Annotated in this window: 24 protein-coding genes; 13 read left to right on the forward strand and 11 right to left on the reverse strand. The window is 72.1% G+C overall.

The window, feature by feature from the left end:
* The 7 genes from deoC to ACTJK8_RS15005 all read right to left on the reverse strand — a co-directional run bounded on the left by deoC (position 1) and on the right by ACTJK8_RS15005 (position 5362).
* On the reverse strand, positions 1 to 732 hold the full coding sequence (gene deoC, locus ACTJK8_RS14975; protein ID WP_440762119.1) for a deoxyribose-phosphate aldolase: 732 nt from the start codon (positions 730 to 732) through the stop codon (positions 1 to 3).
* Entirely contained in the window at positions 725 to 1549 is an 825-nt protein-coding gene (locus ACTJK8_RS14980; RefSeq protein ID WP_440762120.1) for a purine-nucleoside phosphorylase, read from the reverse strand. Before ACTJK8_RS14980 ends, deoC begins: the two co-directional genes overlap by 8 nt.
* Positions 1542 to 1982 carry a cytidine deaminase gene (locus tag ACTJK8_RS14985; RefSeq protein WP_440762121.1) on the reverse strand — a complete coding sequence of 147 codons (441 nt, stop codon included), beginning with the start codon at positions 1980 to 1982 and terminating at the stop codon, positions 1542 to 1544. The genes ACTJK8_RS14980 and ACTJK8_RS14985 overlap by 8 nt, the downstream gene beginning before the upstream one ends.
* A gap of 63 nt (positions 1983 to 2045) precedes the next feature.
* A complete protein-coding gene (locus ACTJK8_RS14990) occupies positions 2046 to 2813 on the reverse strand; it encodes an anti-sigma factor family protein (protein WP_012320858.1) in 768 nt (255 codons plus the stop codon).
* A 101-nt stretch (positions 2814 to 2914) separates the two neighbouring features.
* Positions 2915 to 3550: a sigma-70 family RNA polymerase sigma factor gene (locus ACTJK8_RS14995; protein ID WP_012320859.1), complete on the reverse strand. Its 636-nt coding sequence runs from the start codon at positions 3548 to 3550 to the stop codon at positions 2915 to 2917.
* A gap of 57 nt (positions 3551 to 3607) precedes the next feature.
* Complete coding sequence (locus tag ACTJK8_RS15000) at positions 3608 to 4174, reverse strand: glutathione peroxidase (protein ID WP_012320860.1); 567 nt, start codon at positions 4172 to 4174, stop codon at positions 3608 to 3610.
* Positions 4175 to 4234: 60 nt separating this feature from the next.
* Complete coding sequence (locus ACTJK8_RS15005; RefSeq protein ID WP_024829056.1) at positions 4235 to 5362, reverse strand: patatin-like phospholipase family protein; 1128 nt, start codon at positions 5360 to 5362, stop codon at positions 4235 to 4237.
* Positions 5363 to 5769: 407 nt separating this feature from the next.
* On the opposite strand from ACTJK8_RS15005, the gene ispG reads away from it, so the two are divergent.
* From ispG to ACTJK8_RS15030, 5 genes are all read left to right on the forward strand, one after another.
* A complete protein-coding gene (ispG, locus tag ACTJK8_RS15010) occupies positions 5770 to 7098 on the forward strand; it encodes a flavodoxin-dependent (E)-4-hydroxy-3-methylbut-2-enyl-diphosphate synthase (protein ID WP_024829055.1) in 1329 nt (442 codons plus the stop codon).
* Between the two features lie 357 nt (positions 7099 to 7455).
* Positions 7456 to 9474, forward strand: coding sequence for a potassium transporter Kup (locus tag ACTJK8_RS15015; RefSeq protein WP_127992528.1), 2019 nt, complete (start codon positions 7456 to 7458; stop codon positions 9472 to 9474).
* A gap of 568 nt (positions 9475 to 10042) precedes the next feature.
* Positions 10043 to 10522: a (2Fe-2S)-binding protein gene (locus ACTJK8_RS15020; protein WP_012320864.1), complete on the forward strand. Its 480-nt coding sequence runs from the start codon at positions 10043 to 10045 to the stop codon at positions 10520 to 10522.
* On the forward strand, positions 10519 to 12849 hold the full coding sequence (locus ACTJK8_RS15025) for a xanthine dehydrogenase family protein molybdopterin-binding subunit (protein WP_012320865.1): 2331 nt from the start codon (positions 10519 to 10521) through the stop codon (positions 12847 to 12849). Before ACTJK8_RS15020 ends, ACTJK8_RS15025 begins: the two co-directional genes overlap by 4 nt.
* A gap of 49 nt (positions 12850 to 12898) precedes the next feature.
* Positions 12899 to 13306 (forward strand): hypothetical protein, encoded by a 408-nt coding sequence (locus ACTJK8_RS15030; protein WP_012320866.1) that lies wholly within the window; start codon positions 12899 to 12901, stop codon positions 13304 to 13306.
* 219 nt (positions 13307 to 13525) lie between these two features.
* On the opposite strand, the gene ACTJK8_RS15035 is transcribed toward ACTJK8_RS15030, so the two are convergent.
* The 3 genes from ACTJK8_RS15035 to ACTJK8_RS15045 all read right to left on the reverse strand — a co-directional run bounded on the left by ACTJK8_RS15035 (position 13526) and on the right by ACTJK8_RS15045 (position 15867).
* Entirely contained in the window at positions 13526 to 14320 is a 795-nt protein-coding gene (locus tag ACTJK8_RS15035; protein WP_440762122.1) for a DUF1194 domain-containing protein, read from the reverse strand.
* 312 nt (positions 14321 to 14632) lie between these two features.
* Positions 14633 to 14857: a hypothetical protein gene (locus ACTJK8_RS15040; protein WP_012320868.1), complete on the reverse strand. Its 225-nt coding sequence runs from the start codon at positions 14855 to 14857 to the stop codon at positions 14633 to 14635.
* A 296-nt stretch (positions 14858 to 15153) separates the two neighbouring features.
* Positions 15154 to 15867, reverse strand: coding sequence for an SIR2 family NAD-dependent protein deacylase (locus ACTJK8_RS15045; RefSeq protein ID WP_440762123.1), 714 nt, complete (start codon positions 15865 to 15867; stop codon positions 15154 to 15156).
* A gap of 120 nt (positions 15868 to 15987) precedes the next feature.
* Between ACTJK8_RS15045 and ACTJK8_RS15050 the strand changes: the two genes are divergently transcribed.
* The 8 genes from ACTJK8_RS15050 (at position 15988) to ACTJK8_RS15085 (ending at position 24334) form a co-directional block, all read left to right on the forward strand.
* Positions 15988 to 16548: an isochorismatase family protein gene (locus ACTJK8_RS15050; RefSeq protein WP_440762124.1), complete on the forward strand. Its 561-nt coding sequence runs from the start codon at positions 15988 to 15990 to the stop codon at positions 16546 to 16548.
* On the forward strand, positions 16545 to 17639 hold the full coding sequence (locus ACTJK8_RS15055) for a GlxA family transcriptional regulator (RefSeq protein ID WP_116656490.1): 1095 nt from the start codon (positions 16545 to 16547) through the stop codon (positions 17637 to 17639). The genes ACTJK8_RS15050 and ACTJK8_RS15055 overlap by 4 nt, the downstream gene beginning before the upstream one ends.
* A 164-nt stretch (positions 17640 to 17803) precedes the next feature.
* Positions 17804 to 19231, forward strand: coding sequence for a dihydropyrimidinase (gene hydA, locus ACTJK8_RS15060; RefSeq protein WP_012320872.1), 1428 nt, complete (start codon positions 17804 to 17806; stop codon positions 19229 to 19231).
* A 49-nt stretch (positions 19232 to 19280) separates the two neighbouring features.
* Positions 19281 to 20276 carry an ABC transporter ATP-binding protein gene (locus ACTJK8_RS15065; RefSeq protein WP_012320873.1) on the forward strand — a complete coding sequence of 332 codons (996 nt, stop codon included), beginning with the start codon at positions 19281 to 19283 and terminating at the stop codon, positions 20274 to 20276.
* 17 nt (positions 20277 to 20293) lie between these two features.
* Positions 20294 to 21556: an ABC transporter substrate-binding protein gene (locus ACTJK8_RS15070; protein ID WP_012320874.1), complete on the forward strand. Its 1263-nt coding sequence runs from the start codon at positions 20294 to 20296 to the stop codon at positions 21554 to 21556.
* An 82-nt stretch (positions 21557 to 21638) separates the two neighbouring features.
* Positions 21639 to 22574 (forward strand): ABC transporter permease, encoded by a 936-nt coding sequence (locus tag ACTJK8_RS15075; RefSeq protein WP_127992526.1) that lies wholly within the window; start codon positions 21639 to 21641, stop codon positions 22572 to 22574.
* Between the two features lie 2 nt (positions 22575 to 22576).
* Positions 22577 to 23464 carry an ABC transporter permease gene (locus ACTJK8_RS15080; RefSeq protein ID WP_043074339.1) on the forward strand — a complete coding sequence of 296 codons (888 nt, stop codon included), beginning with the start codon at positions 22577 to 22579 and terminating at the stop codon, positions 23462 to 23464.
* 186 nt (positions 23465 to 23650) lie between these two features.
* Entirely contained in the window at positions 23651 to 24334 is a 684-nt protein-coding gene (locus tag ACTJK8_RS15085; protein ID WP_012320877.1) for a 50S ribosomal protein L25/general stress protein Ctc, read from the forward strand.
* Between the two features lie 70 nt (positions 24335 to 24404).
* Here ACTJK8_RS15085 and pdxH read toward each other — a convergent pair whose 3' ends face one another.
* Complete coding sequence (gene pdxH, locus ACTJK8_RS15090) at positions 24405 to 25028, reverse strand: pyridoxamine 5'-phosphate oxidase (RefSeq protein WP_012320878.1); 624 nt, start codon at positions 25026 to 25028, stop codon at positions 24405 to 24407.
* Between the last annotated feature and the right edge of the window lie 62 nt (positions 25029 to 25090).

Here is a 25090-nt window from a genome sequence, read left to right on the forward strand (position 1 = left end):
TCACAGCGTCCGCGCCCGCATTAGGGTCTCGAACAGGCTGCTCGCCCCCAGCCGGAAGGTTCTCGGGCTCACCCAGCCGGGGCCCATCAGCCGGTCGGCCAGATCGAGGTAGGTGGCGGCGTCGGCGACGCTGCGCAGGCCGCCGGAGACCTTCAGGCCCGCGGGGCGGCCGCCGCCGCGGATCTCGGCCAGCATCGCCTCGGCGGCCTCCGGGGTCGCCGAGACCGGGCTCTTGCCCGTGGAGGTTTTCAGGAAATCGGCGCCCGCCTCCAGGGCGATCCGGCCGGCCTCCCGGATCCGCCCCGGATCGGCGAGTTCGCCCGTCTCCAGGATCACCTTGAGGGTCGCGGACCCGCAGGTGTCGCGCACGGCCTCGACCATGTCGCGGGCGATCGCCGCCTCGCCCCGCAGCAGCGCGCCGTAGGGCAGGACGAGGTCGATCTCGTCGGCGCCGTCGCGCAGGGCCTCGGCGGTGTCGTCGGTGGCGCGGGCGCAGTCCTCGCCGCCCGCGGGGAAGTTGATCACCGTGGCGATCCGGATCCCGGTGCCCGCGAGCGCCCGCGCGCCCTGCGCGACGAAGCCCGGCCAGACGCAGATCGCCGCGACGCCGCCGCGCTTCGCGTCCCGGCAGAGGACGTCGATCTTGGTCTCGGTGCAGGTCTCGCCGAGATCGGTGAGGTCGAGGAGCGGCAGGGCCCGGCGGGCGACCGCGCCGGCATCGGGATCAGTCATCGGCTGTCTCTCCGTCGGGCAGGCCGGCCACGAAGGCCCGGACCAGGCGGCCGAGATCCTCCGCGGCCCGGGCCGCCACCGCCTTCGTCTCCGCGTGGTTCGGGTCGCCGCCCGCGATGCCGGCCGCGAGGTTCGTCACCACCGAGACCGCCGCCACCGGCAGGCCGAGAAACCGGGCGAGGATCACCTCGGGCACGGTCGACATGCCCACGAGGTCGGCGCCCAGGAGGCCGGCCATCCGCACCTCCGCGGGCGTCTCGAAGCTCGGGCCCGAGAACCACGCGTAGATCCCCTCCCCCAGGGACACACCGCAGGCCCCGGCCGCCGCGCGGAGCCGCGCCCGCAGGTCCGGGTCGTAGGCCTCGGTCATCGGCACGAACCGCGCGTCGCTGGCCTCGCCGATCAGCGGGTTCATCCCGGAGAGGTTGATGTGGTCGGCGAGCAGCACGAGGCTGCCGGGCCCGGTCGCCGGCCGCAGCGATCCGGAGGCGTTGGTGAGCAGCAGGCGCCGGGCGCCGAGGTGCCGGGCGCAGGCGAGCGGCACCCGCATCGCCGCCGGGTCACCGCGCTCGTAGGCGTGGGCCCGCCCCTCGAAGACCAGGACCGGCCGCCCCGCGAGGCGCCCTCGGTGCAGCCGGCCGCCATGGCCGCTGACGCCGGGTCCCGGAAACCCGGGGATCGCCGCGTAGTCGACGGCGCTCGCGTCCGTGAGGGCCGCCGCGATCCCGCCGAGGCCGGTGCCGGTCACCACCGCGCAGGCGTAGGGACCCGCGAAGCCGGCGGCGCGCAGGGCGTCGCGGGCGGCCGCCTCACTCACCGAGCGTCTCCGGGCCGAAGGATTCCGGCAGCAGCTCCGCCAGGGTGAAGGTGCGGGCGACGCCGCCCGGACCGGCGGCGTGGACCGGCGTGTCCGGCCCGGCGAACTCGCGGATGCGCTGGCGGCAGGCGCCGCAGGGCGTCACCGGGCCGTTGCCGTCGCCGCAGACAAGGATCGCCGCGATGCGCCGGCCGCCGGCCGCCACCATGGCGGCGATCGCCCCGGCCTCCGCGCAGGTCCCGACCGGGTAGGCGGCGTTCTCGACGTTGCAGCCGGCGTGGATCGCGCCGCCCTCGTCGCGCAGCGCGGCCCCGACCGGGAAACGGGAATAGGGCGCGTGCGCGTGCGCGCGCACCGCGCGCGCCGCCTCGAACAGGGCTGCGAGCCCGTCATCGTCCCCTGCTGGGTCCCGTGCTGGATCCGCGGCCTGCATGGCCGATCTTTGGCACCCGCCGGGGCGCCCTGTCGAGGCCCCGTGCGGGAGTCCGGCGCGGTCTCAGCGGCTCGCCGGACCGGCGCCGAGGAGGCTCGCCGCCTGCCGCAGGTCCGCGTCGCTGCGCGGACCGCTCAGGGCGTAGGCGGTGTCTCCGGCGTTCCACGAGACGACGTCGCCGTCGTCCGAACCGGTGATGAGCGTCGTGGGTCCGCCGCGGATGCCGCGGGTGGCGAACAGCGACGCCTCGCCGAAGCGGCCGGTCTCGAGGGCGACCTCGATCCCGGTTCCGTGCCGCGCGGGGAAGACCTGGATGTCGCGCACCCGCCAGCCGTCGGGCAGGGCCGGCAGGTCGATGCCGGTCGCCGAGCGGAGACGCGCCCGGTCGTAGACCGGGTCGTCGGCCTGGCCGCCGATGCTCTTGCGCAGCTGCGCCACGACCCGGGCCTGCCGCGCGTCGGCGATCAGGGCCGGATCCGGGGTCGCCGCCAGGGTGTCGGGAACGCCGAAGCGGCCGATCTCGTCGTGGGCCAGCCAGCCCGCGCCCACGAGCACCGCGATGGCCGCGGCCCGCTTGAGCCGCGAGGCGACGCGGCGCCAGCGCAGGTTCCGGTCGAAGCGGCGCGCCAGGACCATGTTCCGGTCCGGCCCGGGCCCGGGAACGCGCTCGAAGCAGGCCCGCAGGGCGTCGCGATCGTGCATCTCGGCCATCACCCGGGCCGCGGCCGCGGGGTTGGCCGCGAGATGCGCCTCGACATCGAGACGGCGCATCGGGTCGATCTGGCCGTCGACGAAGGCGATGAGATCGTCGTCTGTGATCGGATCGATCATCGTGAAGTCCTCGAATCCAGCGTGCCCGGAGGCGATCCGCCGGTCGCAATCGTCAGTCGGCACCGGCGCCCTCGGGTGCCGGTCCTTCGTCAGCTCCGTGCTCAGCTCTCTCCGACGGCGCGTCGCAGAGGCCAGGCGGACCTTTCCCGCGGCTCGTCGGAGACGACGAGCCGGAGGGTGGAGGGCGGCCCGCGCCGCGTCTCGGGTGCCTTGGCCGTCTCCGCGTCGTCGGCGCCGCGGTCGGTCCGTGTCCCCTCCTCGAAGGCCCGCAGGGCCGCACGGCCGCGGCCGAGACGGGACATCAGGGTGCCGATCGGGATGCCGAGAACGGCCGCCGCGTCGGCGTAGGCCATGCCTTCCAGGGTGACGAGGTGGAGCGCGGCGCGCTGCTCCTCCGGCAGCTTCAGGAAGGCCTGCCGGATCTGGGCGAGGCGCACCTGCCCCTCCTGGGCCGGCGGCGCCATGTCCTCGGTCATCCGCACCAGCGTGTCGGCGTGCCGCGCCTCGACCTGCCGGCGGCGCTGCTCGTCGATGAAGGCGTTGTGCAGCACCGTCATCATCCAGGTGCGCAGATTGGTGTTCGGCCGGAGCGAGCCCTGCATCTCCAGGGCCCGCACCAGCGTGTCGTGGACGAGATCGTCGGCCCGCAGCGTGTCGCGAGTGAGCGACCGGGCGTAGCGCCGCAGGGGCACCAGCAGGTCGAGGAGGTCCGGGCGCTTGTTCTTGTCCGATGCCATAGGGTGTGAACGCGTCGGCCCGGCGGTTTAATCCCGCAGGCCGGCCCGGCTAAGAGCTCAGGCCTGATCGAGGGTGGCGGCGATCCCCGAGATGACCCGCGGATCGGTCGGCTCGACCTGCGTGGCGAAGGCCGCCGCCAGGGTGCCGTCGCGGGCGATCAGGTACTTGTGGAAATTCCAGCGCGGCGTCTCGGCGGGGCGCTCGGCCGCGGCCCAGCGGTAGAACGGATGGGCGCCCGGCATCTTCACGCGGGTCTTGGCCGTGAGCGGGAAGGTGACGCCGTGATTCTTCCGCGCCGCCTCCGCGATGGCCGGCCCGTCCAGCGGCTCCTGGTTGCCGAAATCCGGCGACGGCACGCCCAACACGACGAGCCCGCGGTCGCCGAACCGCGTCCAGAGTGTCTGGAGCCCGGCGAGCTGCCCGGCATAGCCGCAGGCCGTCGCGGTGTTGACCACGAGGACCGGCTTGCCCGCATAGGCGGAGAGCGGCATGGGCGCGCCCTCCGGGGTCTCGAAGGCGAAATCCGTCGCCCGCGCGGTTCCGGCCGGCTGCTCGGCGGCGCGGGCGCCGCCGGCGAGACCGGCACCGAGCAGGATCAGGGCCTCGCGGCGCAGCAGCGTCATGGCAGGTCTCCGGTGCGGACGTTCCGGCGCGTCAACGAACCAGATCGGGAAAGGATCGACCTACTGATACGCCTGCTGCAGGTCGACCGTACAGTCCCGGCCGATCCGCTCGTAGTTCTCGGCGAGCCACGCCTGGGCGGCGGCGCGGCCCTTGTCGCGCAGGCGCTTGAACACGGTCCAGCGGGCGTCGAGCTTGGAGGCGGCGTTGTAGTCCTCCAGGGCGTCGGTGCCGTCAATCCGGTGAATGAGGACCCGGCGGTACTGTCCCTGGCCGAGAATGCCCTCTTCGATCAGCCCATCGACGAAGTCGATCGCCCGCAATTCCCGCATCAAATTGGCGTTGAAGGTGATCTCGTTGAGCCGGTCGCGGATCTCCGCCTCCGTGCGCGGGGTCTCGCGCCGCTCCACGGGGTTGATCTGGACGAGCACGATGTCGCGGGTCTGGGCGCCGCGATGCAGGGGATAGAGCGGCGGGTTGCCGAGATAGCCGCCGTCCCAGTAGGGCACGCCGTCGATCTCCACCGCCTGGAAGACGGTGGGCAGGCAGGCCGAGGCCATCAGGTGGTCGACGGTCAGGCGCTCGCGCTCGAACACCGCGAGCTTGCCGGTCCAGACGTTGGTGGCCGAGACGAACAGGCCCGCCGTGTCGGCCTCGCGCAGGCGGTCGAAATCGACCTGCTCGGCGAGCGCCTTGCGCAGCGGATTGATGTTGAGCGGGTTCGACACGTAGGGGCTGGGCGCCAGCATCTTGGCCCAGAACTCGGCCACGGGATTGCCCTTCCACAGGCTGAACAGGCCGCTCACGAGATTGCGCTGGGCCGGCCCCAGGTCGCCGTCGAGGCTGACCTCGCGCCAGAACCGCTCCAGCCCCTCGCGGGCGCCGTCCGGGCCGCCCTTGAGCCAGCCATCCACAAGGACGACCGCGTTCATCGCTCCGGCGCTCGCCCCCGTCACCGCCTCGAAGCCGAGGCGGCCGTCCTCGATGAGGGCGTCGAGCACGCCCCAGGTGAAGGCGCCGTGCGCGCCGCCGCCCTGGAGCGCCAGCGCCACCGGCTTCTCGGACCGGGGCCCGGTCAGCGCGGTGCCCGGCACCTGCGCCGGCTGGGCGTCGATCGCGTCCGTGACCGGCGATTCGGGGACGGCGGTGGCGGGATTGTGCGGCTCGGCGCCGCCGAATTGCTCGCTCATGTCGGCCTCCTGATCCGCACGATAGATGGAACACAGATGGGATGCTGCAATGCAGCATCAACCATGCGCCGGGATCGCGACGGGGCACCCGGCCGCGCGCCGGCACCCGCGTCCGCACCCGCGTCGGCATGAGCGAATCGGCAACAGCGGCCGACGAAAACCGGCCGGCGGCGCGTCGGACGCCGCCCGGACGTGCAGAAAACTCGACATCCGCGCCCGGATACGACATGACAGCCGCGATGCTGTCCTGCGCGATGCTGCCCCGCGCGGCGCCGGGTTGACGCGGCGCCGGGTCGTCCGCAGCTAACCCGCGGCAGCCCCGAAGTTCCGGCGAGGCGTGTCCCCGGGACCGGCCCGGCAGCCGTCACGGCTCCGGCACCCGCGAGGCGCGCCCGCGAAAGTCCACGATGGAAGTCATGGAAGCCACCCGTTCCGAAATCCCCGCCGACAACCCGCTGGCCGGCGGCGGCCCGGAGATCGCCGGCCCCGCCCCGCGCCACCGCACCGTGGGCGTCACGGTCGGCGAGGGCGACGGCGCGGTCACGGTCGGCGGCGGCGCCCCGATCGTCGTCCAGTCGATGACCAACACCGACACGGCCGACATCGACGCCACGGTGGCGCAGGTCGCCCAGCTCGCCCGGGTCGGCTCGGAGCTCGTGCGGATCACGGTCGACCGCGACGAGGCGGCCGCCGCGGTGCCGAAGATCCGCGAGCGCCTCGACCGGATCGGCGTCCACGTGCCGCTGGTGGGCGACTTCCACTACATCGGCCACAAGCTGCTCGCCGACCACCCGGCCTGCGCCGAGGCGCTGGCCAAGTACCGGATCAACCCCGGCAACGTCGGATTTAAGGACAAGAAGGACACGCAGTTCTCGTCGATCATCGAGCAGGCGATCAAGCACAACAAGACCGTGCGGATCGGCGCCAACTGGGGCTCCCTCGACGGCGAGCTGCTCACCCACCTGATGGACGAGAACGCCAAGGCGCCGCGGCCGATCGACGCCCGCGCGGTGATGCGCGAGGCGATGGTCCGCTCGGCGATCAGCTCGGCCGACCGCGCCGTGGAGCTCGGCCTGCCGCAGAACAAGATCATCCTCTCGGCCAAGGTCTCGGCGGTGCAGGACCTGATCGCCGTCTATCGCGAGGTGGCGCGCCGCTCGGACTACGCGATCCATCTCGGCCTCACCGAGGCCGGCATGGGCTCGAAGGGCCTCGTGGCGGCCTCGGCCGCCATCGGCGTGCTGCTCCAGGAGGGCATCGGCGACACGATCCGGTACTCGTTGACGCCCGAGCCGGGCGGCGACCGGACCGTCGAGGTCAAGGCCAGCCAGGAACTCCTGCAGACCATGGGGTTCCGCACCTTCGTGCCGATGGTGGCGGCCTGCCCGGGCTGCGGCCGCACGACCTCGACCACGTTCCAGGAGCTGGCCCGCGACATCCAGAACTGGATCGTCACCTCGATGCCGGAGTGGAAGAAGACCTATCCGGGCGTCGAGGGGCTCAACGTCGCCGTGATGGGCTGCATCGTGAACGGCCCGGGCGAGTCGAAGCACGCCGATATCGGCATCTCGCTGCCCGGGACCGGCGAGACCCCGACCGCGCCGGTCTTCATCGACGGCAAGAAGGCGATGACGCTCCGCGGCCCGACGCTGGCCAAGGACTTCGAGACGATCGTCATCGACTACATCGAGCGCCGATTCGGCCAGCAGGGCGGCACCCGCACCGCCGCCGAGTGAGGAGCGGGGCGGGCCGACGAGCACGCCCCCCCGCGACGGAGGACGCGGCGACCCGGACCGCGATTCCGGGTCGCCGCGGGCGGGTCCGGATCCCGGGCGCGCCGTGCCCGAAAGGCGCGTCGCGTCGACCTTGACGGGGCGGCCCGCCGCGCCGAGACCCAGCTCCGCGATCTTCGCAGGCGCACACGGTTTCCGGGCGCACGAGGGCATGATAGCAAGGCCGCACGATCCCGCGAGCGGTCGGCCCGGTGGCCGGCCCGCACGGTTCGGCGGAGTCTTCGCGTTTTCTGCCCGGCCCCGACTGGCCCCTGAGCCGAACCGCGAAGCGCCGGCCACGCCCGAGCTTCCGACATCCGCATGAGCCACACCTTCGCACCCGGCGTAGCCCCCCAGCCCGCGCCCGCAGCCCCCGACGCAGCGCGCGCGGCCGACCAGGCCGCCGACGCGACCGGCGCTCCGGCGCCGACCCACGGACCGGCCACCTCCGGCACCCTGGACGCCCCCGAGAAGGCCGAGACCCAGCACGGCCATGCCGGCTTCTGGACGCTGCTGGTCGGCTCCGTCGGCGTCGTCTACGGCGATATCGGCACCAGCCCGCTCTACGCGTTCCGCGAGGCGCTGGTCCCGGCCCGGACCGACGGCATCCTGCTGCCCGAGGAGGTGATCGGCACCGTCTCGCTGATCCTCTGGGCCCTCTTCATGATCGTGACGGTCAAGTACGTCGCGATCCTGCTGCGCATGGACAACAACGGCGAGGGCGGCATCCTCTCGCTGATGGCGCTGGCCCGGAAGGCGCTCGGCGGCTCGCGCATCGTCTTCATGCTGGGGCTCCTCGGCGCCTCGCTGTTCTACGGCGACGCGGTGATCACCCCGGCGATCTCGGTGCTGTCGGCGGTGGAGGGCCTGAAACTCGTCACGCCCGCCCTCGACGAGTACGTCCTGCCGATCACCGTGGTGATCATCGTCGCGCTGTTCCTCGTGCAGAACCGCGGGACCGGGAAGGTGGCGGCCTTCTTCGGGCCGGTGACGATCGTGTGGTTCCTCGCGATGGCGCTCGCGGCGCTGCCGCACATCGGCCTGCACCCGGAGGTGTTCCGCGCGCTCAATCCCTGGCACGCCGTGCACTACCTGCTCGGCCACGGCAGCGGCGCGCTGATCGCCCTGGGGGCGGTGTTCCTGGCGGTGACCGGGGCGGAGGCCCTGTTCGCCGATCTCGGCCATTTCGGCCGCAAGCCGATCCAGGTGGCGTGGATCGGACTCGTCTTCCCGGCGCTGGCCCTCAACTATCTCGGCCAGGCCGCCCTGGTTCTGGAGAAGCCCGACACGGCCGATCCGTTCTTCCAGCTCGTGCCCGCCTGGGGCCTGCTGCCGATGGTGGTGCTCGCCACGATCGCCACCGTGGTGGCGAGCCAGGCGGTGATCACCGGCGCCTTCTCGCTGTCCCGGCAGGCGATCCAGCTCGGCCTGCTGCCGCGGCTGGAGATCCGCCACACCTCCGAGTCGCATGCCGGCCAGATCTACCTGCCGCAGATCAACGCCCTGCTGATGTTCGGCGTCGTGCTGCTGGCGGTGCTGTTCAAGACCTCGTCGTCGCTCGCCTCGGCCTACGGCATCGCGGTGACCGGCACGATGCTGCTCACCGCCTCGCTGACCTTCCTGGTGATGTGGCGCATGTGGAAGTGGTCGCCGGTGGCGGCCGCCGCCGTGATGCTGCCCTTCATCGTCCTCGAGTTCCTGTTCCTGCTCTCCAACCTGATCAAGGTGGTGGAGGGTGGCTACGTGCCGCTGCTGCTCGCGGGCGGCCTCATCATCCTGATGTGGACCTGGGTGCGCGGGGTGACGATCCTGTTCAACAAGACCCGCAAGACCGACGTGCCGCTGGTCGAGCTGGTCGGGATGCTGGAGAAGAGCCCGCCCCACCACGTGCGCGGCACCGCGGTGTTCCTGACGAGCGATCCCGAGATCGCCCCGGCGGCGCTCCTGCACAACCTCAAGCACAACAAGGTGCTGCACGAGAAGAACGTGATCCTCACCGTCGAGACGGTGGACACGCCGCGCTCCAACGAGGCCGACAAGGTGCGGATCGAGCCGGTCGGCCCGCACTTCTACCGGGTCGTGATGAAGTTCGGCTACATGGAGACGCCGAACATCCCGAAGACGCTGGTGCTGCTGCGCCGCCAGGGCTTCAAGTTCGACATCATGGCGACGTCGTTCTTCCTGTCGCGCCGCTCGATCCGTCCGGCCGCCCATTCCGGCATGCCGCTCTGGCAGGACCGGATCTTCATCACGCTGGCCAAGAACGCCAACGACGCCACGGACTTCTTCCAGATCCCCACCGGGCGGGTGGTGGAGGTTGGGACGCAGGTGACGGTCTGAGGGCCGCGCCGCCACGGTCGTCGGCACCCGCGTCCTGATCATCCGAGATCCGGACGGCGGTGGCCCTGTCCCGGTCCGCCCGAGCGCGCTGTGCCACGCGGACGGCACAGGGGCTGCCGCGACACGGTCGACTGGCCCGAGCAGCCGCGGGACAGTTCCGGAGCCGGCGCCGACACGACTGCCGCGGGTTGCTCTGCCGGCTCGACGGAGATCGGCAGCGGGCGCCCGTCATCGCGCGCAGCGCCCCGGCTGGGGCGCGGTCCCGGGGCGCCGAGCGGACAGGGCCGTCGGCCTGAATCGGCCGACTTTCGTCTACTTGTAGATGGTCGCCCATGTGCGCCGCCGCACGCGGCATGTCCCGCGCGCAGAGGCTCCGGGATGACCGGCCGCCTCCCCGCGTTGCGCCCACCCCGCCGCGTGCCTTAGAATATTTATTATTCTGAGCTTGAGCGTTCGCCCCGCGGCCTGTCCGCAACGGGGAACGTGAGCCGGCTAAGCCGGTCGTGGCCCCCGGCCCGGCTCGGACCCGACTGAACGCCGCTCCGGCGCCGCCAGACAGGACGCAACGATGATCAAACTCACCGTGAACGGGGCTGCGCGCAGCTTCGACGGCGACCCCGACATGCCGCTGCTGTGGTACCTGCGGGACGAGCTCGGGCTCACCGGCACCAAGTTCGGCTGCGGCGTCTCGCTCTGCGGGGCCTGCACCATCCATCTCGGCGGCGCGGCGACCCGCGCCTGCATCACGCCGGTCTCGGCGGCCGCGGGCCAGGAGGTCGTGACCATCGAGGGGCTGTCGCCGGACGGCAACCACCCCGTGCAGGTGGCGTGGCGCGACCAGAACGTCGCCCAGTGCGGCTTCTGCCAGTGCGGCCAGATCATGCAGGCGGCCGCCCTCCTCAAGGACACGCCCAAGCCCACCGACGACGACATCGACACCACGATGAGCGGCAACATCTGCCGCTGCGGCACCTACCCGCGCATCCGCGCCGCGATCCATCAGGCCGCCGGCCAGCCGGCGCCCGCCAGCAAGGGAGAGCGCCTGTGATCCACGACGCCAAGCTGAGCGCCGAGCGCGCCGCCGGCACCAGGCCGGCCCTCGACAACGTCAGCCGCCGCGGCATCCTCGGCGGCGCCGGCGCCCTGGTTCTGGCCCTCTCGCTGCGCCCCGCCCGGGCCGACGAGACCCAGACCCAGGAGCAGAAGGAGCAGAAGTTCGGCGCCGACGGCATGCCGCACGGCTGGCGCGACGATCCGAAGATCTTCGTCGCCATCGCGCCGGACGGCACCGTCACGGTGACCAACCACCGCTCCGACATGGGCCAGGGCATCCGCACCTCTGTGGCCTTCACGGTCGCCGACGAGCTGGAGGCCGACTGGTCGAAGGTGAAGGTGGTCCAGGCCTGGGGCGACGAGACCCGCTTCGGCAACCAGGACACGGACGGCTCGCGCTCGACCCGCCACTTCTTCCAGCACTTCCGCCACGCCGGCGCCGCCGCGCGGCTGATGCTGATCCAGGCGGCGGCCAAGCAGTGGGGCGTGCCGGCCTCCGAGGTCACGGCCGTCAACCACACGCTGACCCACGCCAAGTCCGGCCGCACCCTCGGCTACGGCGCGGTCGCCCAGGCCGCCGCCGAGCTGCCGGTGCCCACCGACGTCAAGCTGAAGGACCCGAAGGACTTCCGCTACATCGGCACCGGCAAGATCGGGCTGATCGACAACTTCGACATCACCACCGGCAAGGCCGTCTACGGCCTCGACACCAAGCTCGACGGGATGCTCTACGCGGTCGTCGCGCGCCCGGCCGTCTACGGCGGCAAGGTGAAGTCGTTCGACGACGGCGAGGCCAAGAAGGTCCCGGGCGTCGTGAAGATCTTCAAGATCGACGGCGGCGAGATCCCGTCCGAGTTCATGCCGCTCGGCGGCGTGGCGGTCGTGGCCAAGAACACGTGGGCGGCCATGAAGGCTCGGGACGCCCTCAAGATCACCTGGGACGACGGCCCGAACGCCGGCTACGACACCGACGCGTTCCGCAAGGAGCTGGAGGCCGCGGCCCGCAAGCCCGGCAAGGTCGTGCGCACGCAGGGCGACGTCGACGGCGCCCTGGCCAAGGCCAAGACCAAGGTCCAGGCCGAGTACTTCGTGCCCCACCTCGCCCAGGCGCCGATGGAGCCCCCGGCGGCGGTGGCCCGCGTGAAGGACGGGTTCTGCGAGGCCTGGGCCTGCGTCCAGGGTCCGCAGGCGGCCAACGACCGCCTGATGAAGGCGCTCAAGCTGCCCGACGACAAGGTCAAGGTGAACGTCACGCTGCTCGGCGGCGGCTTCGGCCGCAAGTCCAAGCCCGACTACGTGGTCGAGGCGGCGCTCTGCTCGCAGGCCGTCGGCGGCGCGCCGGTGAAGCTCGCCTGGACCCGCGAGGACGACCTCCACCACGGCTTCTACCACACGATCTCGGTGGAGCACCTGGAGGCCGGCCTCGACGACAAGGGCATGCCGGTGGCGTGGCTGCACCGCTCGGTGGCGCCGACGATCGGCTCGATCTTCGCGCCGGACCCGAAGCACGAGCTGCCGTTCGAGCTCGGGATGGGGCTGGTCAACACGCCGCTCAACATCCCGAACATGCGGCTCGAGAACCCCGAGGCCGCCGCCCATGTCCGCATCGGCTGGTTCCGCTCGGTGTCGAACATCCCGCACGCCTTCGCGATCCAGTCCTTCGTGTCGGAGCTGGCGCACGCCGCCGGCCGCGAGCCGAAGGAGTACCTGCTGGAGCTGATCGGTCCCGACCGGAAGATCAGCCCGACCGAGATCGGCGACGTCTGGAACTACGGCGAGGATCCGAAGCGCTACCCGATCGAGACCGGCCGCCTGCGCGGCGTGATCGAGGCGGCCGCCAAGGGCGCGGGCTGGGGGCGTCAGATGCCCAAGGGCACCGGCCTGGGCATCGCCGGCCACTACAGCTTCGTCACCTACACGGCGGTGGCGGCCGAGGTGGAGGTCGACGACAAGGGCCAGGTCCAGGTGAAGGCGATCGACATCGCGGTCGATTGCGGGCCGCAGGTGAACCCGGAGCGCATCCGCTCGCAGATGGAGGGCGCGGTGGTCATGGGGATGGGGCTCGCCCTCACCTCCGAGATCACCTTCAAGCAGGGCCGCGCGGTGCAGAACAACTTCGACGGCTACGAGGTCCTCCGGATCGACGCCGCCCCGAAGGTGGTCCGCGTGCACCTCGTGCCGACCGGCAGCTACGACGGGCCGCTCGGCGGCGTCGGCGAGCCCGGCGTGCCGCCGGTGGCGCCGGCCATCGCCAACGCGATCTTCGCGGCCACTGGCCGCCGGGTCCGGCAATTGCCGATCCGCGATCAGCTGAGCGCCTGAACCGTCACCCGTCGCGAGACGTTGGGGCCGTGGGGGAACCCGCGGCCCCATGTTTTGGAAAGCACCCGACCCGATGATGCGTCCCGCCCTCACGGCCTGCCTGACCCTGATCCTGACGGCGGTCCCCGCCCTCGCCTCGCCCTGCGGCGACCGGATCGACAGCATGTCGAAGCGCGTCCAGTCCGAGGTGAGCCAGTCGATCTCGGCCAATACCAGCGGCCAGGGCAACGCCGCCAAGCGCGGCGGCGAGGGGCTCACCGGGACGGAGGGGCAGCGGGCGAACGAGTCGCCGCAGGCCCCCCCGGAGAAGGCGGCCCAGGCCGGCCAGGGCGCGGACGCCGCCCAGCAGGCGAAGGTCGCCCTGGAAGAGGCGCGCACGGCGGATCAGAAGGGCGACGCCAAGGGCTGCGAGGCGGCGCTCACCCGCGCCGAGCAGCAGATGAAGAAGGCGCCGTGAGGAGCTTGGCGGAACAGGCCGGAGGCTCGGTGACCGCGCCTCGACATCGCCGTTGATCCAACCCGCACCGTCATCCTGAGGCGCCGGAGCGCAGCGCGGGCCTCGAAGGACCCGTCCAGAGGCCGCGCTGTCCCCGGAGCCCTCCTCCGCGGCCTCGCCGCGCAATCACCTCAGTCAGGACGAGGAGGAGGATTGGACAGGGTCGGTCCGGCCCTGCCCCTACCGAGCCAGCGCGCTGATCTCGATCACGAACTTCCGCCGCAGCGCCCGCGAGAAGTCGCCGTAGCCGGCGGCCGCCAGCAGGAACGCCCCCGGACCGCCGATGACGTGCGCGCGGTACCACTGCTCCAGACTCGTCCGCTCCTGCGGCAGCGGGGTCGGGAGCAGGCCATAGCCGGGCGCCCGGTAGGCGCCGGCCCCGACCACGTCGTTCTCGCCCGGCACCAGGATCGGCAGGCCGTTGACCGTCGCGCCGGTGTCGAGCAGCGACCGGTGCGCCTCCGTGAGGCTGTCGGCGTCGGTGCAGTTGTCGATCCCGTCGCCGGAGACGTCGACCACCACGCGCTCGGCCGGGACCGGCAGCGCCGGGAGCACGGCGGCGGTCACCGTGCGGAACATCTGGCCGAGGCAGGTGAACTCGCCCGCCTGCCGCGGGGTGGCCCGGACTAGGGCCGCGGCCGCCGCGGCGTCGGCGCGGCCGGCGATCCGCCGCCATCCGACCGCGAGGTTCGCCCGGTCCGCCCAGGTGACCATCGCGAACAGGATCCCGCCCGGATTGCCGGTGATCGCGCCGAGGACCGACGGATCCTCCAGGGCCTCGGCGATGCCCTCCATCTGCAGCCGGAAGCGCGCGTCGTCGACGGATTGCGACACGTCCACGGAGACGACCAGCGCGGTGGCGACGCTATCGGGCGCAGCTTGAACAGGCTCGGCTGTGGCGGGCGCGAGCCCGAGGAGCAGGAGGCCGGCGCTCCGCAGCACGCCGCGGCGGATCCGTCGCGAACCCGTCCGCATCATCGGCCTCGGCGCTCCCGGAAGGCGCGGCCCTGCGGCCGTCGCGCATCCGTTAGGCCACGTTTCGACGTCGCGCGAAACCGGCCTTTCGGGGGGCCCGCCGCGCGGACCCGCCCGTCGGACCGACGCGCCGCGGGGCAGGCCCGGATGCGCGTCGGCACGGTGTCGTTGGGCGCGAAGCCCGGCCCCGGTGAGGGAGGTTCGCTCCGGCGGCGGTGGCCCGCTCATCTCGGAGGTTGCCCGTCCTCCGGCCCCGTCCCTAGGCCGACCGCGGGGTCGTGACGGGCGGCCTCGGCCGCCCCGGAAGGTGCCTCAGGCCGCCGCGGCCGCGAGCGCGTGCGGGTTGCCGTTCAGGCCGGCGCAGAGATCGTCGATCTCGGCGAGATCCAACGCCTCGCCGGCCCGGCCGGCGATGGTGTCGATCAGGTGATCCTGACGGGGGTCGAACGGGTGACCCTGCATCCGGTAGAACTGGTAGTAGCGCAGCGCCGCCAGGACGGTGTCACGCTCGCGGTCGGTTACGGTGAAGTGCTGCATGGGTAGTCGCTTCCCCTTGTGGCTTCAACGAACGCTCGGGTAGGCCGCGACGCCGATCCCGAGCTTGACTGTTGTAACCCGTGGGCAACTGCCCGACCAGTTCTTGACAGCTCGCGCCGATGTGATTCGCGTCATTTAAGATTTTGATCCTGCCCCGGGCCGGCCGGTCACGGATCGAAAAGATCTACTCGGACAATGGCTTGGCAGGATCGACGGCGAGCGCCGCGCGGTCGGGCCTGTCCGCGGCCCGTCACGAATCCCCGCGCGGGACCCGCGCCGCCGGTCCCGCGCCCGCCTCAGAGGCCGAGCTCGGCCAGGTAGCGCGGCAGCGCGGCGCTCGCCGGCCCGTAGCGGGCATCGTCGAAGGCGTCGGCATTGTCGGACGGCTCCAGGTTGACCTCGCAGGTCGGGATGCCGAGGGCCCGCGCCTGCCGCACGTAGCCCGCGGCCGGGTAGACCGCCCCCGACGTGCCCACCGCCACGAACAGGTCGGCCTCGGCCAGCGCCGCCTCGATCGCGTCGAGGTGCATCGGCATCTCGCCGAACCAGACCACGTCCGGCCGCATCCGGCCCACCGCGCCGCAGGCGGGGCAGCTGTCTGCCCGGCTGAGGTCGGCCCGCCACGGCGTGACAGCGGTGCAGGCGCAGCAGCGGGCCTTGAGCAACTCGCCGTGCATGTGGGTGATCGCCCGCGAGCCGGCCCGCTCGTGCAGGTCGTCGACGTTCTGCGTGCACAGGAACAGCCGCCCGCCCCGCGCGACGATCCGCGTCTCGGCCCGCGCCAGGGCACGATGCGCGGCGTTCGGCTCGGCCGCGACCACGCCGCGGCGGCGATGGTCGTAGAAGTCGAGCACCGTGTCAGGGTCGGCCGCGTAGGCCTCCGGGGTGGCGAGCTTCATCGGGTCGAACCGCGCCCAGATCCCGCCGCGGTCCCGGAACGTGCCGAGCCCGCTCTCGGCCGAGACGCCGGCCCCGGTGAGCACGAAGATCGTCCTGGGATGGTCCGTCACGCGCGGCTCCTGTTCGCCTGAGAATGGCCGGATCTGTCCGCTGGTTGGCGGTGCGGTTTCTTTCCCGCCACGTCGCACCGGTGAATGCTGCGGCTCGTTTCACCGAGCGGGAGACACGAAATGTCCGATGTTGCGCTGCTGGTCATCGATGTCCAGGAATCCTTCCGGCACAGGCCCTTCTGGAACGACGCCGATGTCCCACCCTTCACCGAGCGCCTGCAGGCGCTCATCGACGGCGCCGCCGCGCGGCAGATCCCGGTCCTGCAGGTCTTCCACGTGGCCGAGAGCGGGCCGTTCGCCATCGCCTCCGGCCTCGTCCGCACCCTCGAGCCGGTCGTGATCGCGCCGACGGCCACCTTCCACAAGCGCCGGCACAGCGCCCTGGTCGAGACCGGCCTGTCGGGCTGGCTGACGCAGCACGGCATCCGCCGGCTGATCGTGTCGGGCATCCGGACCGAGCAGTGCTGCGAGACCACGGCCCGCCACGCCTCCGACAGCGGCTGGCAGGTCGATTACGTGACGGAAGCCACCCTGACCTTCGCCATGACCCACCCGGACGGCCGCCGCTTCGGCGCCGACGACATCAAGGCCCGGACCGAGCTGGTGCTGGCCGACCGGTTCGCCCGGATCGCCACGGTGGATCAGGCGCTGGCCGGCCCGGACCTGCCGGTCGCCGCGTGAGCGGGGCGGCCCGGCACATCCCGGTCCTCGTGGTCCTGCCGCCGCGCGCGCTGCTGCTCGACCTCGCCGGCCCGCTGGAGGTCCTGCGCATCGCCGGCACCGTCCAGGACCGGGTCGGCTTCGCGGTGGCGTACGCGGCGCCGCGGGCGCTCACCCGCTGCTCGATCGGGCTCGACCTGGGCGGGGCCGGACCTCTGCCGGATACGGTGGCCGACGGGACGGTCGTGCTCCTGCCGGGCTCCGCGACGCGGGTGCTCGGCGACGCGCCGGACCGGGCGGCCGACGCCGACGCGGAGGCCGAGATCGTCGCGTGGCTGCGCGGCGCCGTCCGGCCGGGCCACACCGTCGCGACCGTCTGCGAGGGCGCGCTACTGGCGGCGCGGGCCGGGTTGCTCGACGGCTACGCCTGCACCACCCACCACGCCAGCTGCGACCGGCTGCGGGCGGCAGCGCCCCGGGCCCGGGTGCTGGAGAACCGCCTGTTCGTGCAGGACCGCGACCGGTTCAGCAGCGCCGGCGTCACGGCCGGCATCGACCTGATGCTGCACCTCGTGGCGGAGTGGGCGGGCCCGGCGACGGCGGTTGCCGTCGCGCGGGCGCTCGTCGTGTACATGCGGCGCGGGCCCGACGACCCCCAGCTCTCGCCCTGGCTCGAGGGGCGCAGCCACCTGCACCCGGCGGTGCACCGGGCCCAGGACGCGATCGCCGCCGACCCGGCCCGAGACTGGTCGCCGGCGCTGCTCGGCCGGTTCGTGGGCGCGAGCCCGCGCAACCTCGCGCGGCTGTTCCGGCTCCACGCGGGCATGACGGTGACGGACGCGGTCAACCGGTCCCGCGTCGCGCTGGCCCGCGACCTGATCGCGCGGAGCGATCTCGGCCTGGAGCGGATCGCCGAGCGGGCCGGCTTCGGCTCCGCCCGGCACATGCGCCGCGTCTGGCGGCAGTTCCACGCGGCGGCGCCGTCGAGCCTGCGCGCTCGATCCGCGGATGTGGCGGCCGAGCCGGCCAACCCGCGGCCCGTAGGCCGGGATTCTGCACGGAACCCCGCGGAACACCCGCCCTCGCGAGCGGAGCGAAGCGATCCAGGGTAGCGCCCCGCTCTCCGGCGTCGCGCGGCCCTGGCTCACTGCGCGGCGCGGGTGGATGGACCGACGCGGCCGCCTGTGACCTCCTGCCCCGCCGACCCCGTCCGCCCGAATCGGCGCGGACCGTGCATCGGCCCGGCGCGCCCGTTGGCGCGGAAGGAGTGAGCGGCATGCCCGAATTCGATCTTGCCATCCGGGGCGGCACGGTGGTCACGGCGAGCGACACGGTCCGGGCCGATGTCGGCGTGCGCGGCGGCCGGATCGTCGCGGTGGCCGAGGGCATCGCCGACGCGGCCCGGGTGATCGACGCCTCCGGCCTGCTGGTGCTGCCCGGCGGCATCGACAGCCACGTCCACATCGCCCAGGAGTCCGGCCCCGGCATCGTCATGGCCGACGATTTCGCCAGCGCCACCCGGGCGGCGGCGGCCGGCGGCAACACCTGCGTGATGCCCTTCGCGCTCCAGCCCCGGGGCGCCTCCCTGCGCGGTGCGGTCGACGCCTACAGGGCCCGGGCCGAGGGCCAGTGCCACGTCGACGTGGCGATCCACATGATCATCTCGGACCCGAGCGAGGCGGTGCTCGGCCAGGAGCTGCCGGCTCTGGTCGCCGACGGCTACACCTCGTTCAAGGTCTTCATGACCTACGACGACCTCGTCCTGAACGACCGCCAGCTCCTCGACGTGTTCCACGTCGCGCGGCGGCAGGGCGCCCGGGTCATGGTCCACGCCGAGGGCTACGACGCGATCCGCTACCTCAGCGAGCGGCTGGAGCGGGCGGGCGAGACCAGGCCCTACGGCCACGCCCTGTCGCGCCCCGAGATCGTCGAGCGGGAGGCGGCGCACCGGGCGATCAGCCACGCCGAGCTGATCGACCTGCCGATCGTCATCGTCCACGTCTCGGGCCGCGAGGCCACCGAGCAGATCGCCTGGGCGCAGGCGCGGGGCCTGAAGATCCGGGCCGAGACCTGCCCGCAATACCTGACGCTGACGGCCGAGGACATGAAGGGACTCGGCCAGGAGGATCTCATGGCGGGGGCGAAGTACGTCTGCTCGCCGCCGACGCGGGACGTCGAGAGCCAGGAGGCGGTCTGGTCGGGGATCCGGCGCGGGATCTTCGACGTGGTCTCCTCCGACCATTGCCCGTTCCGCTACGACGACCCGCAGGGCAAGCTGAACCCGCGGGGTAAGACCTCCTTCCGCTGGATCCCGAACGGCATCCCCGGCATCGAGACGCGGCTGCCGGTGTTCTTCTCGGAGGGCGTCTCGAAAGGGCGGATCAGCCTCAACCAGTTCGCCGCGCTGACCGCCACCAACCACGCCAAGCTGTACGGGCTCTACCCGCGCAAGGGCTCGATCGCTCCGGGCTTCGACGCCGACCTCACGCTGTGGGATCCGAACCGGCGCGAGACCATCCGCCAGGCGAACCTGCACCACGGCTCCGACTACACGCCGTGGGAAGGCTTCGACGTCACCGGCTGGCCGGTGGTGACGATCGCGGGCGGGCAGGTGATCGCCGAGGACGGCCGGGTCCTGTCCGAGCCGGGCCGCGGGCGGGTGCTCGACCGGGCCGTCGACCCGGCCGAGCGGCGGGACGCCTGAACGACGCGCTGGCCCGCCGCTTGCCTGCAGCCCCCGGGGGGAGAACCGCATGGACGTCGAGCTGATCGGCCTGACCAAGCGCTACGGCGCGGCCACCGCGGTCGACGGCATCGACCTGAAGGTGCCGTCCGGCGCCTATTGCTGCCTGCTCGGCCCTTCCGGCTGCGGCAAGACCACGACGCTGCGGATGATCGGCGGCCACGAGCGCGCCAGCGCGGGCGACGTGGTGATCGGCCCGAAGGCGGTGGGCGACGCGGCCCCGGCCGAGCGCGGCACCGCCATGATGTTCCAGAGCTACGCCCTGTTCCCGCACCTCGACGCGCGCGACAACGTCGCCTTCAGCCTGAAGATGCGCGGCATCGGCAAGGCCGAGCGCCGCGCCAAGGCGATGGCGATGCTCGACCTCGTGCAGATGGGCCACCTCGCCGGGCGCCTGCCGGCCCAGCTCTCGGGCGGCCAGCAGCAGCGCGTGGCCCTCGCCCGCGCCCTCGTCACCGGCCCGAAGGTGCTGCTGCTCGACGAGCCGCTCTCGGCCCTCGACCCGTTCCTGCGGGTGCGGATGCGGGTGGAGCTGAAGCGGATCCAGACCGAGCTGGGCCTCACCTTCATCCACGTCACCCACAGCCAGGAGGAGGCGATGGCGCTCTCCGACCTCGTGGTGGTGATGAATGCCGGCCGGATCGAGCAGGCCGCCGACCCGCGCGCCGTGTTCGAGCGGCCGGCCACCGCCTTCGTGGCCCGGTTCATCGGCGGCCACAACGTGATCCGGCTGCCGGAGGGTCTCGTCGCCGTGCGGGCCGACCGGATGCGGCTCGGCGCCGAGGCCGGCCCCGCCGCGCTGCCGGCCCGGGTGGTCGCGGTCGAGTACCAGGGCACCAGCGTCCATGTCGGCCTCGACGCCGAGGGGCTGGAGCGCGCGCCTGAGAGCCCCGCCGCCCTCACCGCCATCCTCAGCGACGCGGCTTACGCGACCCGCCCGTTCCACCTCGGCGACACGGTCCCGGTCGGTTGGGACGCCGCCGCCGCCCATCGCCTCGACGCGTAACCCGTAGGGAGACGACCATGGACCTGCCCTCGAAGCCGAGCCGCCGCACGCTCCTGAAGGGGGCGGCCGCGCTCGCCGCGACGCCGGTGACCGGCTTCCCGGCGGTGCACGCCGCCGAGCCCGTGACCCTGCGCTACCTCGGGACCGCGGTGAACCAGTCCGCCGACATCGCCCGGAAGGTGAAGGAGGATCTCGGCCTGACCATCGAGTACATCCCGGTGGTGACGGACGAGGTGACCAAGCGGGCGGTCACCCAGCCGAACTCCTTCGACCTGATCGACACCGAGTATTTCAGCCTCAAGAAGATCCTGCCCTCCGGCAACCTGCAGGGCATGGACGCCGGGCGGATCAAGCTCGCCGACAAGATCTCTTCCATTTTCACCAAGGGGGAAGTGGCGGGAAAGCGGATCGGCGACCAGGGCACGGCGCCCCGCAAGGTCTTCTACCTGGAGGGCCAGGAGTCCAAAAAATTTGCCGGCGAACAGACCGGGTGGATCTCGCTGATCCCGACCGTCTACAACGCCGACACGCTGGGCATCCGGCCGGACCTGATCAAGGTGCCCGTCACGAGCTGGAAGGAGCTCCTGAACCCGGCCTTCAAGGGCAAGGCCTCGATCCTCAACATCCCGTCGATCGGCATCATGGACGCCGCCATGGTGGTGGAGGCTACCGGCGACTACACCTACGGCGACAAGGGCAACATGACGAAGCCCGAGATCGACCGCACCATCAAGGTGCTGATCGAGGCCAAGCGCGCCGGCCAGTTCCGGGCCTTCTGGCAGGACTTCAACGAATCCGTGAACCTGATGGCCTCGGGCGAGACGGTGATCCAGTCGATGTGGTCGCCCGCCGTCACCAAGGTGCGGGCGCAGGGCGTGCCCTGCACCTACCAGCCGCTGAAGGAGGGCTACCGGGCCTGGGCCTCGGGCTTCGGCATCCCCAAGACCCTGAGCGGCAAGAAGCTCGACGCCGCCTACGATTTCATCAACTGGTTCCTGTCCGGCTGGGCCGGGGCCTACCTCAACCGGCAGGGCTACTACTCGGCCGTTCTGGAGACCGCCCAGGCGAACATGCAGCCCTACGAGTGGGCCTTCTGGATGGAGGGGAAGCCCGCCGAGAAGGACATCCTCGGCCCCGACGGCACCCTGATCGAGAAGGCCGGCGCCACCCGCGACGGCGGCTCCTTCGACGCGCGGATGGGCGCGGTCGCCTGCTGGAACGCCGTGATGGACGAGAACACCTACATGGTGCGCAAGTGGAACGAGTTCATCGCGGCGTGAGGGCGGTGGGCGCCGCCGCCTCTCCCCGCCCCCTCCCCCGCGGAGGGGGGCGGGATGCATCGGCGCGCGGGGGGCGAATCCGATGACCGATCTCGCCCTGCCCGCCGCCGCGGCCGCCGAGCGGACCGCGGCGCCCGCCGTCGCGGCGCGCCCCCGCCGCCGCGCCCTCGCCTATCTCCAGGCCGCGCCGCTGGCCCTCGTCTTCCTGATCTTCCTCGTGGTCCCGCTGGTGCTCACCGGGATCGTCTCGCTCTGGGAGTACAACGAGTACGAGATCATCCCGGCGCTGACCCTGCAGAACTACGCCGACGTGTTCGACGGCTGCCTGTCGGCCGACCTCTGCACCACGGTGCGCACCTATCTCTCGACGGTGAAGTTCGTCGTGCTGACGCTGGCGATCACTATGCCGCTCGGCTTCGCCATCGCGTATTTCCTGGCCTTCCACGTCCGCTCGGGCACGGTGCGGATGGGCCTGTTCCTGCTCTGCACGATCCCGTTCTGGACCTCGAACGTGATCCGCATGATCTCGTGGATCCCGCTGCTCGGCCGCAACGGCCTCGTCAACGACACGCTGCGCAGCCTCGGGCTGATCCGCGCGCCGATCGAGGGCCTGCTCTACTCCGACTTCGCGGTGGTCCTGGCCTTCGTGCACCTCGACACGGTGTTCATGATCGTGCCGATCTTCAACAGCCTCGCGCGCATCGACCGGCGGCTGATCGAGGCGGCGCGCGACGGCGGCGCGTCCGGCGCGCAGATCCTCTGGAACGTGATCCTGCCGCTCGCCAAGCCCGGCATCGCCATCGGGACGATCTTCGTGACGACGCTGGTGATGGGCGACTTCGTCACCGTCGGCGTCATGGGCGGCCAGCAGATCGCCAGCGTCGGCAAGGTGATCCAGGTGCAGATGTCCTACCTGCAGTTTCCGGCCGCCGCCGCCAACGCCGTGGTGCTGCTCGCCGCCGTGCTGCTGATGATCCTGGGGCTCACCCGGATGATCGACCTCCGGCGGGAGCTGTAGCGATGGATCAGCCCCGCGGCCGCGCCTTCTACCTGCTGGCGGCGGTCTTCGCCCTCTACGTCCTGTTCCTCTACGGGCCGACCCTGACGATCCTGGCGCTCAGCTTCCAGGGCCCGTCCGGCGGCCTGACCTTCCCGATGAACGGGGTCTCGACCCACTGGTTCGCCAAGCTGTGGGAAGGCGTCGGCGTCGTCGACATCTGGGCGGCGTTCCGGCGCTCCCTGGCCCTCGGCCTCGTGGTGATGGCGCTCACCGTGGGGATCGCGTTCTACGCCGGCCTCGCCTTCCGGAAGGGGTTTCGCGGGGCCGGCCTCGTCTTCGCCCTCGCCGTGTCGAGCCTGATCGTGCCCTCGATCGTGGTCTCGCTGGGGATCGGGCTGGAGTTCCGGCTCCTCGACGACGCCGTGAAGGCCCTCGCGGCCGCGACCGGCTGGGGATTCCTGCAGGACCACGGCACGCTGATGGGCCTCTACACCTCGGCGCTGGGGGCGCACCTCACCTGGACGCTGCCCTTCGGCCTGCTGATCATGTTCGCGGTGTTCAACCGGTTCGACCCGGCCTACGAGGAGGCCGCCCGCGACCTCGGCGCCAGCGGCCCGCAGACGCTCCGGCACGTGGTCGTGCCGATCCTCGCGCCCGCGCTCGTCGGCGTCGCGCTATTCGGCTTCACCCTGTCGTTCGACGAACTCGCCCGCACCAGCCAGGCGATCGGCGGCCGCAACACCCTGCCGCTGGAGCTGCAGGGCCTGACCACCACGGTGACGACGCCGGAGATCTACGCCCTCGGCACGGTGACCACGGCGATCTCGGCGCTGGTGATCGGCACGGCGCTCGGCCTGACCCTGTGGCTGCAGAAGCGCCGGGCGCGGCGGGCGCTGGCGGGCCTGTGATCGATGCCGGACGGTCAGGCGGCCATGGGTCGGCGGCGCCGCATTGCCAATCCGGCCCCGTCCGTGTAAGCGCACGGCGCGCCCCCGAGACACCCTTGGAGGCAGGGGCGCGCCGGGAAGGATGTGGCCGTCCGCCAGGGGCGGCCTTTTCGTTTTCCGGCTCCAGCAATCGTAAAGGATCACGCCATGAGCGCTGTGAAGACGCTTGAGGCCGTGGCACGCGACCGGGTCGGCAAGGGGGCCGCCCGGGCCGTTCGTCGCCAGGGCCAGATTCCCGCCGTCATCTACGGGGGCGGCCAGCCGCCGCAATCCATCGCGGTCGACCTCATCCGCACCCGCACCCTGATCTACGCCGGCGGCTTCAAGACCACGCTGTTCGAGATCAACGCCGGCGGCAAGAAGGTCCGCGCGATCCCGCGCGACTTCCAGCTCGACCCGGTGACCGGCGTGCCGCTGCACGTCGACTTCCTGCGCGTCGTCTCGGGCCAGACCGTCACGGTCGAGGTGCCGGTGCACTTCGTCAACGAGGACGCGGCCCCCGGCATCAAGAAGCTCGGCGGCACCCTCAACATCGTGGCCCACACGCTGAGCCTCGAGGTCGCCCCCGACCAGATCCCGGACGCGATCGAGGTCGACCTGACCGGCCGCGCGATCGGCGACGTCATCCACGTCTCCGACATCAAGATCCCGGCCGGCACCTACACCGGCGAGGCGACCGACCCGGTGGCCAACATCGTGCCGCCGACCGTGCTGGGCGCCGAGGTGGAGGCCGAGGAGGCCGCCATCGCCGAGGCGCAGTCGGCCGAGGCCGCCGAGGAGAAGGCCGAGGAATCCGCCGAGGACGAGAAGAAGGACGGCGAGGAGGCCTGAGCCTCGTCGCTCCCTGTCACGCGACGCGAGAGCCCCGGCCCTGCCGGGGCTCTCTGCGTTTCGGCCGCGGTCAAGGATAGAGCCGCGCCCGGCTCCAGCCCGCGCCCGTCCGGGTGAAGCGCACGCGGTCGTGCAGGCGGAAGTCGCCGTTCTGCCAGAACTCGACGCTCACCGGCGCGATCCGGAACCCGGTCCAGTGCTCAGGCCGGGGGATCGGCCCGTCCCCGTAGCGCTCGGACAGCTCCGCCACCGCCGACATCAGCGTGGCGCGGTCCGCGAGCGGGCGGGATTGCTGGCTGGCGATCGCACCGAGGCGGCTCTCCCGGCGGCGGCTCTGGAAATAGGCGTCGGCCTCCGCGGCCGTGACCGGCGTGATCGGCCCGCGGGCCCGGACCTGCCGGCGCAGGCTCTTCCAGTGCAGCACCAGGGCGGCCTGGGGGTTCTGCGCCAGCTCCTCGCCCTTGGTGGACTGGGTGTTGGTGTAGAACACGAAGCCGCGGGCGTCGAAGTCCTTCAACAGGACCATCCGCACGTCCGGCAGCCCGTCCGATCCGGCGGTGGCGAGCGCCATCGCGTTCGCGTCCTCGGGCTCGGAGGCCTCGGCCTCCTTCATCCAGGCGGCGAACAGCCCGACGGGGTCCTCGCTCAGCGTGAAGTCCGCGCTCTTCGGGTCATCGGTCCTTAACTGATCCACGCCAAGACTCCTGCCTGCCGCGTCCAGGGCCTGAGGGGGCACCGACATCGGCGTGTTCGGTC

Origin of the sequence: Methylobacterium sp. 22177, from assembly GCF_052045615.1 — a bacterium.
In the GTDB taxonomy this organism is placed as follows: Bacteria; Pseudomonadota; Alphaproteobacteria; order Rhizobiales; family Beijerinckiaceae; genus Methylobacterium; species Methylobacterium radiotolerans.